Origin of the sequence: Leclercia sp. UBA5076 (genome assembly GCF_002416465.1) — a bacterium.
Classification (GTDB): domain Bacteria; phylum Pseudomonadota; class Gammaproteobacteria; order Enterobacterales; family Enterobacteriaceae; genus Enterobacter.
This window is the reverse complement of sequence record NZ_DIAO01000020.1, coordinates 64,189-79,835: the sequence shown is the minus strand read 5'-3', so window position 1 is coordinate 79,835 and position 15,647 is coordinate 64,189. Positions and strand designations below refer to the sequence as shown.

The following is a 15,647-nucleotide window of genomic DNA, read 5'->3' as shown; positions in this document are numbered from 1 at the left end:
GCGAGGAACCTATGACGCCACAGACCCAGACATTAATCGCGCAATATCCCCTGCTCAATGCGCTGATCGCCCTGAAAGAGACCACCTGGCTTAACCCCAAAGCCACCACGCTGGCCGAAGGGTTGCCGCACGTTGGCCTGACCCAGGCCGACGTGGATGATGCCCACGCGCGCCTGGCGCGGTTTGCGCCGTACCTGGCGAAAGCGTTCCCGGAAACGGCGGCCACAAACGGGATTATCGAATCGGAGCTGGTCGCCATACCGGGGATGCACAAGCGGCTGGAGACGGCGTTCGATATCACCCTTCCCGGCACGTTGCTGTTGAAAAAAGACAGTCATCTGCCGATCTCCGGCTCCATCAAAGCCCGCGGCGGCATCTATGAGGTGCTCACCCACGCGGAAAAACAGGCCCTCGCCGCGGGCCTGTTAACGCCGGAGGAGGATTACAGCATCCTGCTGGAGCCGCGCTTCAAAGATTTCTTCAGCCAGTACAGCATCGCCGTGGGGTCGACCGGCAACCTGGGGATGTCCATCGGCATCATGAGCGCCCGCATCGGCTTTAAGGTGACGGTCCATATGTCCGCCGATGCCCGGGAATGGAAAAAAGCGAAACTGCGCAGCCACGGCGTGACGGTGGTGGAATATGAGCAGGACTACGGCGTGGCGGTGGAGCAAGGCCGCAAAGCGGCCGAAAGCGATCCGAACTGTTTCTTCATTGACGATGAAAACTCCCGTACCCTGTTTTTAGGCTATGCCGTGGCAGGCGCACGACTGAAAGCGCAGTTTGCTGACCAGGGCCGGGTGGTGGACAGGGATCATCCCCTGTTTGTCTATCTGCCATGCGGCGTCGGCGGCGGCCCTGGCGGCGTGGCGTTTGGGCTGAAGCTGGCCTTTGGCGACCATGTGCACTGCTTCTTTGCCGAACCTACTCATTCGCCGTGCATGCTGCTGGGGGTTTATACCGGGCTACATGACCAGATTGCCGTGCAGGATCTGGGGATCGATAACCTCACCGCGGCCGATGGCCTGGCGGTAGGCCGCGCGTCCGGTTTTGTTGGCCGTGCCATGGAGCGCCTGCTCGACGGGTTCTATACCCTCTCCGATCAGAGCATGTATGACATGCTGAGCTGGCTGGCGCAGGAGGAGCAGATTCTTCTTGAGCCCTCCGCGCTGGCGGGAATGGCCGGGCCGGTACGTCTTGCCACTGCCGGGCACTATGCGCTGGACAACGCCACCCACCTGGTGTGGGCCACCGGCGGCGGCATGGTGCCGGACGAGGAGATGGCGAAGTATCTGGCAAAAGGGCGGTAACTTACTGGCTCTGGCGTAACAGGGTCATTAACTCGATGGGCGAACGGTGATGGCGGATAAGATCGCGCATCACCCGCATATGCGGGGCACAATGGCGAAAGAACGCCAGATACCCCGCGCACAGCGCGCTTTTGCCCTCCACCCGGTGTTTCGGGCAGTCGCCGTTGCACAGGTAAAGCGCCGGGCAGGCCTGGCACTCACCGGGTAAAGTGGTTTTTTTACGCTGGCCAAAGGCGATGGCCGCCTCACTGTTATTAAGCTCTGCCAGCGGCGTCTGGTGGATGTTACCCAGCCGGTACTCGGGGTAGACATAGTGATCGCATTGATAGAGATCGCCCTGCGCCTCCAGCGCGAAGGCGTGGCCGCAGGTGACGGCGAGGGAACAGATCTGCGACGGATAGCCGCACCAGACCCCTAACGTCGAGTCGAAAAGCTGCACAAAGATGCGACCAATATCCTCCCGCACCCAGATATCAAACACCGACGACAGGAATGCTCCCCACTGCGCATCGCTGACTGATTCCGGGTTGTCGTGCTCCAGCAGGGGAAGAAACTGCAGATACGGCGTGCCCAGCGCGCGCAAATAGCGATACATGCGCTCCGGCTGGCCGCTGTTCTGCCGGTTGATGACCGTCAGAAGATTAAACGACACCTGATGCGCTCGCAGCTTCTCTATCGCCGCCAGCACCTTATGATGAGTAGGGTTGCCGCTGCGGCTGACGCGATAAGCATCATGCAGCGCCGCAGGCCCATCGAGAGAGATACCCACCAGCCAGCCCTGTTCACGAAAAAATACACACCAGGCGTCATTGAGCAGGATGCCGTTGGTCTGAAAAGCGTTGTGGATACGTTTTCCTGCGCCATGCCGCTGTTGCAGTTCCACGACACGACGAAAGAAATCCAGCCCGCACAGGGTCGGTTCCCCGCCCTGCCAGGCGAACTGTACCTCTGGTCCGGGCTGGGCGGCGATATGCTGTTGAATAAAGGTTTCCAGGGTGGCGTCATCCATGATCGCCTGTTTAGGCTTATCGATATAAAAACAGTAGCGGCAATTCAGGTTGCATCGTGAGCTGGCTGGCTTGGCCATAACCTGACATCCTGTCATGTAATACCCCTGATAAAAATAATGAGATGGTGGACATGGCTAGCAGCAAACAGTAATGCGAGGGATAACACTGCGAGGGCGATCAAAAATTTAATATGCACCGGTCGGGATGATGAAAAATCATACAGAGAAACATCCATTTGCGCCCTGCTGCGGGTGTAATACCAGAGGATCAGCGCCGCGATTGCCAGTACACCCAGCGCCACCCAGAACAGCTGCCCTGCCTGCTGCCAGTTGTGTTTAACCGCCAGCACCATCAGGGCGCCGTAGCCCAGCAGGGTGCGCAGCCAGGCGAGCGAGGTCCGCTCCGGCTGCAGTCCCGGATCGGCCAGGCGGCGGGCTTTGCGATTATCCGCCATAGAGCACCAGTCCCATGACAATCACCGCCACCACCATCAGGATCAGGCTGATAATCAGCAGGCTGTGGGTATAGGGCAGGTCTTCTTTCAGGCGCATCGCCTTTTCATTACGCAGCCAGCGCAGGTAACCGTAGATCGCCAGCCCGCCGGAAAAGAGGCACAGCAGCAGCGCCAGCAGCTGGCGGATCACCGGCGTGGCAAAGTCGGGGGCCAGCTGGTCAAGGCCGACACCGGCTGCCAGAAAGCCCAGTGCGGTGCGGATCCAGGCCAGAAAGGTGCGCTCGTTTGCCAGCGAGAAGCGATAATCCGGCGCTTCGCCGAGGCGGGAAATTTTCATCTGCACTCCTTTTGCTGTTGTTGCCGGATGGCGATAAAAACGCCTTATCCGGCATTTTAGTCAGAACTTCTGCTTTTTCTCCTCCACTTTGACACCTTGCGTTGGTAAACCGGTGTCGTAGTCGCGCACGACCGGGGAATAACCGTCTGCCGGACGCGGTCGGAAAGCCCCCATCCAGCGTGGCGTAGCAGTTTTACGCCACGGGCGCAGGCTCCACTGATAGGTACGGAACGGATCGCGAATGTGATCCATATAATCCAGCAGAGCATCGTGCATTTTGACGCGAACCTCTTCCAACTCAGGAGCATCGATCAGATTTTTGAGCTCATCAGGATCGCTTCGCCTGTCATACAGCTCGTCGCTGGTAAACAGGTTTAACACCAGTTTCCAGTCGTCCGTGACCCAGCAGCGCACCGGAATAAAACCGCCAAAGCTGTCATGCTCAATCTCATAGCGGTTGAACTCCACCATCACGCCACGAGGCTGCGCAACGGCCAGAATATTTTCCCCGGGCAGAATGTCCGGCTTAGGAATGCCCGCCAGCGCCATCATGGTTGGCAGCAGATCGATATGGCTGACAGGCGTATCCACCTGACGATGCTCTCCTTCCGGCGAACGCATAATCAGCGGAATACGGGTGATATCATCGTACATCGCTGCACCTTTGCTGATGAGCTTATGGGCACCCATCATTTCCCCATGGTCAGAGGTGTAGATCACCCAGGTACTTTCCCGCTGCTCCGGCGTTAACGCCGCGATCACCCGGCCAATCTGGTCATCGACAAAGTCATTGCAGGCAAAATAGAGAGGATGGTAGTAGCGCCCGTCCTCTCCTACCGGCGAGGGCATCGCCTGCGACCACAGACGATGATGCTCAGGCTTATTATTCAGTGGATCATGTGCTCTCGCCCCGAGGTCGTAATAAAAATCCTGATATTTCTCAAGATACTCAACCGGGCAGGTAAAGGGATGATGCGGCTCGTCATACGACACCACCATCAGAAATGGCTCATCGGCGCGCGCAGGCTGATGGAGAAAATCGACCGCCCGGTTGCTGATGCGGTGCGCCCAGGTAAAGGTTTCATCGATATTGTTGGCCTGTAAATCTTCGATACTATTCAGACCATTACGCCACAGGCCGATCTCTTGCTCGGTCAGTTCCGCAAGGTAGTTGGCACCGTCATACCAGTAATCAGCATCCCACTCCGGAGGGCACTCACCAGTGCCAAAATAGTCATGCCCGTCGAGGTGCCATTTGCCGATATAGCAGGTGTGGTAGCCCGCATACTTAAAATAGCGACCCATGGTGACGATGTTTTTCCCCGGTGCGACGTTATTGGTCCATGGGCCGGACTGATTGGCATAGATGCCGGTAAATAAGCCAGCTCGCGCAGGCGTGCATACCGGCGAACAGGTATAGGCGGAGTTAAAACGAATACCTTCCGCCGCCAGAGCATCAATATTGTTCGTGTTCAGCGGCTTGCCGCTATAGCAGCCCACCATATTGGTGGCCTGGGTATCGGTCATAATGAAGAGAAAGTTAGGACGACTCATGCTTTATCCTTAGCGTCACAGACACGCTGCACAGTGGCGGAACGGCGTCTCTGCCAGCTGCTATAAATGATATAAATCACCACGACCGCCGTGATGGTATAGCTGATAACCGTCAACCATCGGGTGTGATAACCACCGAACTGCGCCAGGCCGGCATAGACGCCAATCATGGCGGTGAGGATGCCAACAGAGGCGATTTTTGCGTCCTTCCAGGGCTGCATATTCACGGCAAAGGCATCGTGAAATTTGAACGGTGTTGCACGTGGCTTAATCGCGCCAATCAGTAACATCACCACCACATTGATGCAGAAGGTGCAGGCCAGTACGTAAAGAAAATGGAAATCGAACTTCACCAGGTAATTGATGGTGATGTAACTGACAATACCGAGCCCCATTGCCACCTTAGCGGCCAGCGCCGGGATACGCGGGAAAAAGAAGCCCATAATGATGATGGTCACCAGCGGCACGTTATAAATTCCATTGAGCTGCTTCATCCAGCTGTATAGGCCTTCCGGCGCATTGGCGATCCACGGCGCAACCAGTACCGAAATTACCGCGATAAAGAGTCCAAATCTTCGCCCGACATGCACCAGTTGATCAGGTTGCGCCTGCTGGTTAATGATGCGGCGGTAGATGCCCATGCTGAATAACGTACTGGCGCTGTTTAAAAAGCCATTAAACGTGCTGATGACCGCGCCAAATAACACCGCGCCAAAAAAGCCGACCAGAGGGGCAGGAAGAACGTTATTAACCAGCGTGGGGTAAGCCATATCTGCTTTCGGTAGATCCTGATACAGGTGGAAAGCAATCAACCCCGGCAAGACCAGCACCAGCGGATCGAGCATTTTTAACACGGCGGTAAGCAGCGCCCCTTTTTGCCCTTCGGCAAGGCTTTTGGACGCCAGCGTGCGTTGCACAATGCCCTGATTGGTACACCAGTAAAAGGTATTCACCAGAATCAAACCGGTAAAGGCTGCGCCAATTGGCAGCGGATCGTTCGCCCCGCCGATTGAATTTAATTTCTCGGCATGCACGGTGGTCAATTGCTCAATTCCCTGCATTAAACTGCCTTTACCCATTGCGATCAGACCAAACACGGGCACCATCAGACCGCCAATAACCAGGCCAATGCCGTTGATCGAGTCAGCCACGGCCATCGCCCTCAGGCCGCCTATTACGGCGTAAATAATTCCCGCTATGCCGAGCAACACTACCAATAACCAGATGGCCGCACCCTGTGAGATTTGCAACGACTCGCCAATATGAAACAGGCTGTTAAGCGCCAGCGCGCCGGAATAGAGCACGATCGGCAGGAAGCAGACGCCGGTCGCGATAAGAAAACAAAAGTCGATAATGATGCGCGTGGTTTTGTCGTACCGTTCTTCCAGAAAATCGGGAATAGTGGCGATACCGCGCTGCAAATAGCGAGGCAGGAAGATCAGCGCCAGAAAGATCAAGGTCACCGCCGAGGTGACTTCCCAACCCATTACCGACATGCCACTTTTGTACGCTTGCCCGGAGAGGCCGACCAGTTGTTCGGTAGAGAGGTTAGTCAGCATCAGCGAGGCAGCAATCACCGGCGCTTTTAGCGACCGTCCGGCAAGAAAATAGCCCTGCTGCGATTCGGTATCTGTTTTACGGATTTTCCACCAGGTGATACATGCCACCAGTAGCGTAAAACCGACGAAGCTCAAAATTTGTAGCGTATTCATCTCATAGCCCTTGTTGTTGATTATGTCCCGGCAGCTGTAGGGTTAACGGAGGTTATTGCTTGCCGGGTCAGGCAGTCAGATTTCTTAAAATACAAACGTCATATCCCTGAACGAATAGTTTTCTGTTAGGTTCAGGTTGAAGACATCATTCTCCGGCGGGAAATCAAAATGAATGGAAACTTGCAGAACACGCATGTAAAAAACGAAACTACATACAATATTCCGCTGTTGATTAATGAAAGTGTGATCTCAAGCGGAATATCCCTGATTTCGTTGTGGCATACCTGCGCCGATGAAAATTATCGGGTTATATGGCCGAGGGATAAGAAAAAGCCGCTGATCGCCAATTCATGGGTTGCTATCTATACCGTACAGGGCAGCGGAAAGATCCTGCTGTACAGTGGGGATGAAATTACCCTAAGCGGTAACTGTATTATTTTTTTAAAACCCACGGAGATAAAATCCTACCATTGTGCAGGTTTAATCTGGGAACAATACTGGATGGAATTTACGCCAACCAGCATTATGGATATTCCGCTTCGCCAACAATGCGTGATTTATCATGGCGAAGTCTATAACCAAGAGTTAATAGAAGTGTCACAATTAATAACTTCTCCAGACTCTATGAAAAATAACCTGGCGGTCGCCTTTCTGACTAAAATAATTTATCAATGGATCTGCCTTATTTATGCCGAAGGTAAAAAAGATCCGCAGCGAATCAAAATTGAAAAGCTGATTGCGGCTCTGCATGCCAGCCTGCAACGGCGCTGGAGCGTTGCGGATATGGCGGCCGCTATCCCCTGCAGCGAAGCCTGGCTGCGCCGTCTGTTTTTACGATATACCGGCAAAACACCTAAAGAATACTATCTCGATGCCCGACTGGAGCTGGCATTATCGCTGTTAAAACAGGAGGGGAATACGGTCGGGCAGGTGGCAGACATGCTCAACTTCTTTGATTCTTTTCATTTCAGCAAAGCGTTTAAGAATAAATTTGGCTATGCACCTTCGACGGTATTGAAACATACACCCCAACCTTCTCAGGACCCAGCCAGAGGCGAATAATAGTAGTTTGCTTTAGGCGTACACTTATTATTTATTAACTATAAATCGACTACAAGATAGTCTTAAACCAACAACTAAGACCATTATCTTTCGATGAAAGAAAAGCCTTACATTCGATTAATTTATAAAAATCTCGCATTAAATATCTTGAAGAGATACCTTGCTTTTTTTTGCAAAACAAATCACAAAAAATCAAAAACGATCTTCTAATGAGCAATTTTGATTATTAAATTACTTTCGCAATCATAAATTTCTTTCTGATAAAAAGCACCTTTCCGTTATTAGATAAACATTTAAAAAGTCTTTCTAAATACAGACATCACGGAGGTTGACTGCATTATGTTTTCAGACTTCATTTCAGTAATACAATCTTTTTTAACTGAACCCGCTATTTTAATTGGGTTGCTGGTGGGGCTGGGTTATGCCCTCGACAGGAAATCGCCGATCAAAATTATTACCGGTATGGTTAGCGCCATGGTGGGATTAATGATGGTGCTCTTTGGCGGATTTCAGTTCTCAGCCACATTTAAACCCGTTGCCGATGCGGTCAGTAAATCTTATGGCATTCATGGCTATTTAATGGATTCCTATGCCATGAAAGCAGCAACCCAGATTGCACTCGGCGATAATTTCGGTTTTGTAGGTTATGTGTTTGTGCTGGCCTTTTTTACCAACCTGGTGCTGGTCTTACTTGGCCGCTACACAAAGGTGAAAGGCATTTTCCTCACCGGCAATACCGGGGTGTCTCACTCTCAGGCAGTGCTGTGGTTGATCGTCTTCTGGCTGGGCTTTGGCTGGGTGCCGTCGATTATTATCGCCGGGATTTTAACCGGCGTATTCTGGGCGTTTGCGACTACCCTGATAGCCAAACCGGTGGCGAAAATCACCAATAATGCCGGCTTTACCATAGCCCATAACCAGATGCTGGGGATCTGGTTTTTCTCGAAATTCGCCCACCTCTTTGGCGACGCCGAGAAGCAGGATGCCGAGAATATGAAGCTACCCGGCTGGCTGGCGATTTTTAACCATAACGTTACCTCCATCGCCATTGTCATGACCGTGTTCGTCGGCGGGTTCCTGTTGACGACCGGCATCGATAACGTTCAGGTCATGGCAAAAGGTAAGCCCTGGTATATCTACATTATTAATCTCGGCCTGCAGTTCTCCATGTATATGGTGATCCTGCTCCAGGGCGTTCGTATGATGGTCGGGGAAATTAACGCCTCGTTTAAAGGCTGGCAGGATCGTTTAATTCCCGACGCGATTCCCGCTGTCGATGTTGCAGCATTACTTCCCTTCTCCCCGAATGCCGCCACCCTTGGTTTTATTTTCTGTACCTTCGGCACGATTTTTTCGATGGGGATCCTGCTGCTTACCCATAGTCCGATTATGGTATTGCCCGGTTTTGTGCCGCTATTTTTTGCGGGCGGCCCGATCGGCGTATTAGCCAACCGGCTGGGCGGTTACCGCGCCGTTATTATTTGTACTTTCCTGCTGGGAATTATTCAAACCTTCGGCACCGTATGGGCAATTCCCTTAACTGGCCTCGCTGCGGAAGGGGTGGGCTGGACCGGTATTTTCGACTGGGCGACCTTATGGCCAGCGATTTGCGAAGTACTTAAGTTTATTGCCTTAACGTTCCATCTTGGGCCTTATGCGGGCTAACTCATCTCATTGTGAAAAGGATATCGTTATGAAAGACAAAATTAATATTCTGTTTGTTTGCGGCTACGGTGTCGGCAGCAGCGTGATGTTGCAGACGGTGGTAAAAAAAGCGTTAGCTAAATATGACATTGATTTCGCCATGGAGCACACCGCCGCCGGCGAAGTCGGTGGGTTCACCGAATGGGCCGATATCTATGCCATTTCGAAAAAACTGATTGATGTGGTAAGCCTCGATCCGCGGCACGGGCAGTATCTGATCCCCATCGAAAATATTATGGACGGAGAGACCATCGGGAAGCAGATCTACGCCGTGGTTGAAGAGCATTTCCCGCATCTGGTAAAGGCCCGTTAAGGAGCGACGATGAAAGCGATCATTCTGCTCTTCGACAGCCTGAATAAGCACTATCTGCCGCCTTACGGGGATATGATCACCCAGGCGCCAAATTTCCAGCGTCTGGCGGCCCGCTGCGCCACCTTCAACAACAGCTATGTTGGCAGTATGCCCTGCATGCCCGCACGTCGCGAGTTACATACTGGCCGGTATAATTTTTTGCACCGGGAATGGGGGCCGCTGGAGCCGTTCGACGACTCCATGCCGGAGCTACTGAAAAAAGCGGGCATCTATACCCACCTGATCAGCGACCACCTGCACTACTGGGAGGATGGCGGCGGCAACTACCATAACCGCTACAGCTCATGGGAAATTATCCGTGGCCAGGAGGGGGATCACTGGAAGGCCAGCGTCGCCGACCCGGCCATCCCGGAGGTGCTGCGGGTGCCCCAGAAGCAAACCGGGGGCGGGGTCTCCGGGCTCTGGCGACACGACTGGGTCAACCGCGACTACATTCAGCAGGAGGCGGACTTCCCGCAAACCCAGGTCTTTAACGCCGGATGCGAGTTCATCGACAAGAACCATCACCAGGATAGCTGGCTATTGCAGGTGGAAACCTTCGACCCCCACGAGCCGTTTTATACCACCGAGGCGTACCTCTCGTTATACCAGGATGCCTGGAACGGCCCGCACTACGACTGGCCCCGCGGCAAAGTGGAAGAGAGCCCGGAGGCGGTAGAGCATATTCGCTGCCGCTATCGCGCCCTGGTCTCCATGTGCGATCGCAACCTGGGGCGCATTCTGGACCTGATGGACCGCCACGATCTGTGGCGCGATACGATGCTCATCGTCGGCACCGATCACGGCTTTTTGCTCGGGGAGCATGGCTGGTGGGCGAAAAACCAGATGCCCTATTACAACGAAGTGGCGAATAACCCGCTATTTATCTGGGATCCGCGCAGCGGTCATCAGGGGGTGCAGCGAGATGCGCTGGTGCAGATGATTGACTGGGCGCCGACGCTGCTGGAGTTCTTCAACCAGCCCATCCCGCCCGACGTTCAGGGCCGTCCGTTAGCCCGCATTCTTGAAGATGATACCCCGGTGCGTGACGCTGCGCTGTTTGGGGTCTTCAGCGGCCATGTCAACGTCACGGACGGGCGCTATGTCTATATGCGCGCCGCACTGCCTGGCCGTGAGAATGACATCGCCAACTACACGCTGATGCCCATCAAGATGAATACCCGCTTTACCCCGGATGAGCTGGAGGCGATCGCGCTGGCGCCCCCCTTCCGCTTTACCAAAGGGGTCAAAACGCTGCGTATTCCGGCTCAGGAAAAATACCCCGGGGTGAACCGCGTCGGTAATCTACTGTTCGATTTACACACCGACCCGCACCAGCAGTGCCCGATAGAAGATAAAGCCATCGAAGCGCGGATGATTGCCCTGCTGGTGCGTCTGCTACATGAGAGCGACGCCCCGGCAGAGCAGTTCGCCAGGCTGGGGTTAGAGGTTTAACCTATCCCCCAGAACAGCACCGCCAGTAGCTGCGGTGTGATAATGCGCATAAACATCACCAGCGGATAGACCGTGGCGTAGGAGAGCGCCGCCGCCCCGCTGGTGGCGTGCAGGTTGTTGGCAAAGGCCAGCGCCGGGGGATCGGTCATCGAACCGGCCAGCATGCCGCAGAGGGTGAGGTAGTTCATCTTCGCCAGAAGCCTCGCCAGAATGCCCATCGTGATCAGCGGGACGGCGGTAATGAGGATGCCGTAACCAATCCAGCTGACGCCGTCACCGCGGGCGAGCGTCTCGACGAAATCCCCGCCAGATTTCAGCCCCACCACCGCCAGAAACAGCACGATCCCCAGCTCACGCAGGGCAAGGTTGGCGCTCGGAGGCATAAACCAGTAGAGCTTACCGACACAGCCGATACGACCGAGGATCAGTGCCATAATCAACGGCCCGCCTGCCAGTCCCAGCTTGAGCGCCACCGGGAACCCCTGTACATAGAGGGGGATAGAGCCGAGCAGGACGCCGAGTCCGATACCGATAAACACCGGTAGCATCTGCACCTGCTGCAGTTTTTGTTGTGCGTTGCCTACCATATTGGCGACGGCGTCAATGGAGGCCGGGCGCCCGACGAGGTTAAGGATGTCGCCAAACTGCAGGCTGGCGTCCGGGCTGGCCACCAGCTCGATCCCGGCGCGGTTCAGGCGAGAGATCACAACGTCGTAGCGCTCTTTTACCTGCAGTTCGCGGATTTTCTTGCCTAATACCTTCTCGTTGGTCACCACCACGCGCTCGACGCGCATATCGGTGCCGCGGGTAGAAAGAGAGGTATCGACCTCCTGGCCAATCACCAGTTGGGCGTTATGCAGGTCCGCCGGTTGCCCCACCAGATGCAGCAGGTCGCCTATCTGGATCACCGTGCCGGGCAGCGGCACCATCAGGGTTTCCTCACGCTTCAGGCGGGAGCAGATAATATTGGCGCTGTTAAGGATCGGCACATCCTGAATCGGCAGGTTGTTGAGGTTGGGGTTGTCGACGCGGATGTTGATGGTTTTAATCAGCGCCTGTCCGTTCGTAAGGGTAGATTCATGCTCCCGGGCTTCCTGTTCAACGTTAACGCGAAACAGGATACGCATCAGCCACATGGTGAGCAGGATGCCGCAGATGCCGAACGGGTAGGCCATGGCGTAGCTCATCCCCATCTGATCGACGATGTCGGGGGCGATGCCCAGATCGCGCAGGATTTGCTGCCCGGCACCCAGCGCGGGAGTATTGGTTACCGCCCCGGAGAAAATGCCCAACACCACCGGCAGCGGAATGGCGAAGAGTTTATGCAGCAGGGCGGTGACTAGCCCCCCCATCACCACAATCCCCATCGCAAAAAGATTAAGCCGCAGGCCAGAGACGCGCAGCGAGGCGAAAAAGCCGGGCCCGACCTGGATGCCGATAGTGTAAACGAAGAGGATCAGGCCAAATTCCTGAATGAAGTGCAGCATTTCCGCGCTGAGCGTAATGCCAAGCTGGTCGGCAAAATGGCCGACAAAAATCCCGCCAAAGAGCACGCCGCCAATGCCGAACCCGACGCCGCGGATTTTGACATTGCCTATCCACAGCCCGACCACCGCAACCAACGCCAGAATACTGACCGTTAACGCTATATCACTCATGACAGCATCCCTGTGAATAACAATATAATTAGCAGGGATTTTCGCAGAGCGCAGGCGGGTTGTATGGGCGATGGCGCACAAAAAAGCCCCGCCGGGGCGGGGCTTTGATTTTGCCCGGCGACGCTTCGCTTGCGCGAGCCTGCGGGTCTTGTAGGTCGGGTAAGCGTAGCGCCCCCCGACACAGTCTATTAACTGTTCAACGCCGGACGTTCGCTGATGGCGATCCGCTGCGGAGCAACCGCCTCCGGCACGTTGCGGGTGATGTCGATATGCAGCAGCCCGTTGGTGAAGGTGGCGCCAGTCACCTCCATATGTTCAGCCAGGGTAAAGCTCAGGCTGAACGGCTGGGTCACCAGCCCCTGGTGCAGCCATTTGGTTTCGGTTGCTGGTTTTTCCGGAGTGCCTTTTACCGTCAGGCGTGTGCCTTCCAGCTGAATATCGAGGTTCTGCTGGCTGAAGCCGGCCACTGCGAGCGTAATGCGATAGTGGTTATCGTCGCTCTTTTCGATGTTATACGGCGGGAAGGTCTGGCTTTCGGTGGTGCTTTGCAGCGCGGAGGCCAGTTTGTCAAAACCGATCCACTGACGCAGCAGCGGGGATAAATCGTAATTACGCATACTAAATCTCCTTCTGAGAAGCGAGTTCGGTACAATTTATTTTTGTACACATTTGTTCCTGCAAATCCTTATGGATTCACATATGCTCCCGATATCGGCAAGCATTTATATTTGGGCCGCGAAAGCGACCCGGACAATTAATTAATTTCGATACGGCGCGGTTTTTTCGCTTCCGGGATAACTCGTTCCAGATCGATATAGAGCAGACCGTTAACCAGGTTCGCGCCATGAACGTGGATGTTCTCAGCTAACTGGAATTTACGTTCAAAGTTACGTTCCGCGATGCCCTGATAGAGGTAGGTACGTTCTTTCTGCTCGCCCGCATGAGCGCCTTTCACCACTAGCAGGTTATCCTGAGCGGTGATCTCCAGTTCGCTTTCAGCGAAACCGGCCACGGCAATCGCAATGCGATAATGGTTTTCGTCAACCAGTTCAACATTGTATGGAGGGTAGCCATTGCTCTGGCTTTGGTTGTTTTCTAAATGGTTGAACAGACGATCGAAGCCAATGGCTGAACGATAAAGCGGAGAAAGATCAAAGTTACGCATACAGTTAAAACTCCTGAAATCAGCAAGAATTGTCGCCTTCCACCATGGACAGGCAGGAGTATCCCAAACGCCCCTCAGGCACGTTTGTTCATCGATACATCCTTAAAATGGGTCCGTTTGCGATCTTTTCAAGCATGCCGTTGCGAGAATTTTTTGCACTTTACGGGTACTGGAATAGACTGGGTCTACAGCACGTAAGGTTAAAATGCGATAGGTGCCACAGAGCGGTACTTTTCAACTATTCATTTTGAGAATGGCCCGTTATAAACCCGGTAGCAGGTTTATGCCGTGCCATTGATGATGACTAACTGATGATGAAAAATGTTCTGATTAAACTGACGACGTTCAGCGCAGTGGTTGTGCTTTGCGGGTGTTCGAGCGTGATGTCTCACACCGGCGGTAAAGAAGGAACCTATCCCGGCACGCGAGCCAGCGCGACTATGCTGGCTGACGACGATACCCACTGGGGAACGAAATCGCTGGTGGTGCTCGATATGCCATTTACCGCGGTGGTCGATACCCTGCTGCTGCCGTGGGACCTCTTCCGCACCGATAAATCCGTTCGCTCCCGCGTGGAGCAAAGCGAGCAAGAGACCCTGGCGACCAACGCCGTGATCCCGCCCGCCGGGATGCCCTCTCGCTGATTAGCGTCCGGTCTCTGTCACCCACAGCTGCCGGAATCCGTCGATCTCCTCCATCCAGGCAATGGTGTGCCCATCCGGAGAGTAAATCACCGCATCACCCGACGGCGGATTGCCGTGATCGGACGTCAAAAACGTCACAGCACCAGACGCCGCATCACAGGTTGCAATGCGATCCTCCAGCACAAATCCCAGTGAATGGCCCGCCGGATGCCAGTTAAAGGCCGACTGAATATCGCTTGGGTTATGGGTAAGCTGACGGGGTTCACCCCCTTCAGGGGCGATCAGCCACAGCTGCACCACGCCGTTATCATCCCGCATCAGGAACGCGATTTGCGTCGCCTGGGGGTTGCTGCGCACCCAGTGGCGCGGCACGTTCACCAGCCCCGGATAGCGGTTGCCGTGAGTAAAGGTTAAACGGCGCTGCATGACCCCGGCAGGCGGGGCGGGCATGCGATCTGCCGTGCCCTGAAGCGGTAGATCGCCCGCCTGTTTCCAGCCCTGTTCCTCTTTCGGCAGGTCAACGATAAACAGCTCCGGCACCTTCTTGCCGCTGGCGGTAAGGGTATCGCCGATAAAAGCCAGTTGATGATTACCGACCCAGCCCTCTTCGTAGGCACGGTTGATCTCATCGCTGCCCGGCTGTGGCGCGGGGGTGGTACGGCTGACCAGCACGCTCCAGTGCGTACCGGCATACTCCCGCGGATGGTGGCCCGCAGGGGTCACCGGGCCATAAGGCGCGGCCACGCCCACGTTACGTAAATCCAGCGTCGGATCGAGCATGTGCAACACATGGTCGTTATAGGTAAAGCTGACGAACTGCCCGTCCGGGCTATACACATGAACATGACTGCCACCGCGCAGCGCGCCGGAGGTGAAAGGCGGGGTGATATCCATCGCATCAAGATTGCTCACCTGCCCGCGCTCTGCAACCACCCCCTGACGGTGATGGAAGTCGTACTGCCAGTGGGCGTCGGGATGTTGCGGGCCGTGGATAAAAACGTATTTATCAGCCGTCGGATGGACGGTGACAACCCCCACATGCGCACCGTTGCTGGCGCGATAGATCACTTCGACGTCACCGGTTTTAACATTCACTCTTTCAATGGTTTCGCCGGTAAACGACGCCCCGGAAGGCCGGACATCAAAGACTAGCCACTGGCTGTCTGCGGTCCAGGTACGGGTATTGGTGAGCTGATGGTTGCGGGAAGCGAAAGTGATTTGTTTCATGAG

The 15,647-nt window shown here is 54.7% G+C and carries 15 protein-coding genes and 1 other annotated feature; of the genes, 6 read left to right on the top strand and 9 right to left on the bottom strand.

All coding sequences use genetic code 11. The features are described 5' to 3' along the window. The first annotated feature begins 11 nt into the window (after positions 1-11). Positions 12-1,310, top strand: a complete 1,299-nt coding sequence (gene dsdA / locus B3X29_RS20330; protein ID WP_159340376.1) for a D-serine ammonia-lyase — start codon at positions 12-14, stop codon at positions 1,308-1,310. A 1-nt stretch (position 1,311) separates the two neighbouring features. Here dsdA and B3X29_RS20325 read toward each other — a convergent pair whose 3' ends face one another. The 5 genes from B3X29_RS20325 to B3X29_RS20305 are packed head-to-tail and all read right to left on the bottom strand — an operon-like array spanning position 1,312 to position 6,377. Further along, positions 1,312-2,415 carry an anaerobic sulfatase maturase gene (locus tag B3X29_RS20325; RefSeq protein WP_159340377.1) on the bottom strand — a complete coding sequence of 368 codons (1,104 nt, stop codon included), beginning with the start codon at positions 2,413-2,415 and terminating at the stop codon, positions 1,312-1,314. Next, complete coding sequence (locus B3X29_RS20320) at positions 2,412-2,774, bottom strand: DUF202 domain-containing protein (RefSeq protein WP_159340378.1); 363 nt, start codon at positions 2,772-2,774, stop codon at positions 2,412-2,414. Before B3X29_RS20320 ends, B3X29_RS20325 begins: the two co-directional genes overlap by 4 nt. Next, positions 2,764-3,111: a YidH family protein gene (locus B3X29_RS20315; RefSeq protein ID WP_103177645.1), complete on the bottom strand. Its 348-nt coding sequence runs from the start codon at positions 3,109-3,111 to the stop codon at positions 2,764-2,766. Before B3X29_RS20315 ends, B3X29_RS20320 begins: the two co-directional genes overlap by 11 nt. 60 nt (positions 3,112-3,171) lie before the next feature. Beyond that, complete coding sequence (locus B3X29_RS20310; protein ID WP_156653648.1) at positions 3,172-4,665, bottom strand: sulfatase-like hydrolase/transferase; 1,494 nt, start codon at positions 4,663-4,665, stop codon at positions 3,172-3,174. Then, entirely contained in the window at positions 4,662-6,377 is a 1,716-nt protein-coding gene (locus tag B3X29_RS20305) for a solute:sodium symporter family transporter (protein WP_156653647.1), read from the bottom strand. The genes B3X29_RS20310 and B3X29_RS20305 overlap by 4 nt, the downstream gene beginning before the upstream one ends. 168 nt (positions 6,378-6,545) lie before the next feature. On the opposite strand from B3X29_RS20305, the gene B3X29_RS20300 reads away from it, so the two are divergent. From B3X29_RS20300 to B3X29_RS20285, 4 genes are all read left to right on the top strand, one after another. Beyond that, the gene (locus tag B3X29_RS20300; RefSeq protein ID WP_156653646.1) at positions 6,546-7,439 is read left to right on the top strand and encodes an AraC family transcriptional regulator; all 894 of its coding nucleotides are present in this window, start codon (positions 6,546-6,548) and stop codon (positions 7,437-7,439) included. A gap of 339 nt (positions 7,440-7,778) precedes the next feature. Next, a complete protein-coding gene (locus B3X29_RS20295; protein WP_103181006.1) occupies positions 7,779-9,104 on the top strand; it encodes a PTS sugar transporter subunit IIC in 1,326 nt (441 codons plus the stop codon). 28 nt (positions 9,105-9,132) lie between these two features. Further along, positions 9,133-9,456, top strand: a complete 324-nt coding sequence (locus B3X29_RS20290) for a PTS sugar transporter subunit IIB (protein ID WP_103177643.1) — start codon at positions 9,133-9,135, stop codon at positions 9,454-9,456. Positions 9,457-9,465: 9 nt separating this feature from the next. After that, positions 9,466-10,950: a sulfatase gene (locus tag B3X29_RS20285; protein ID WP_156653645.1), complete on the top strand. Its 1,485-nt coding sequence runs from the start codon at positions 9,466-9,468 to the stop codon at positions 10,948-10,950. Here the strand turns inward: B3X29_RS20285 and B3X29_RS20280 are convergent. The 3 genes from B3X29_RS20280 to ibpA form a co-directional block, all read right to left on the bottom strand. Further along, positions 10,947-12,608 (bottom strand): putative transporter, encoded by a 1,662-nt coding sequence (locus B3X29_RS20280; RefSeq protein WP_290567162.1) that lies wholly within the window; start codon positions 12,606-12,608, stop codon positions 10,947-10,949. The two genes, B3X29_RS20285 and B3X29_RS20280, sit on opposite strands and share 4 nt — an antisense overlap. Before the next feature lie 188 nt (positions 12,609-12,796). Beyond that, complete coding sequence (ibpB, locus tag B3X29_RS20275) at positions 12,797-13,225, bottom strand: small heat shock chaperone IbpB (RefSeq protein ID WP_156653643.1); 429 nt, start codon at positions 13,223-13,225, stop codon at positions 12,797-12,799. Positions 13,226-13,362: 137 nt separating this feature from the next. Continuing rightward, the gene (gene ibpA / locus B3X29_RS20270) at positions 13,363-13,773 is read right to left on the bottom strand and encodes a small heat shock chaperone IbpA (RefSeq protein ID WP_032615564.1); all 411 of its coding nucleotides are present in this window, start codon (positions 13,771-13,773) and stop codon (positions 13,363-13,365) included. Then, positions 13,767-13,840, bottom strand: a sequence feature (ROSE (Repression Of Heat Shock gene Expression) occurs in the 5'-region of heat shock genes and acts as an RNA thermometer to modulate expression.). Its footprint overlaps the gene before it by 7 nt. 244 nt (positions 13,841-14,084) lie before the next feature. Here ibpA and B3X29_RS20265 point away from each other — a divergent pair. Then, positions 14,085-14,417: a YceK/YidQ family lipoprotein gene (locus tag B3X29_RS20265; protein WP_103177639.1), complete on the top strand. Its 333-nt coding sequence runs from the start codon at positions 14,085-14,087 to the stop codon at positions 14,415-14,417. On the opposite strand, the gene B3X29_RS20260 is transcribed toward B3X29_RS20265, so the two are convergent. Next, entirely contained in the window at positions 14,418-15,644 is a 1,227-nt protein-coding gene (locus B3X29_RS20260) for a DUF3748 domain-containing protein (protein ID WP_201304752.1), read from the bottom strand. Between the last annotated feature and the right edge of the window lie 3 nt (positions 15,645-15,647).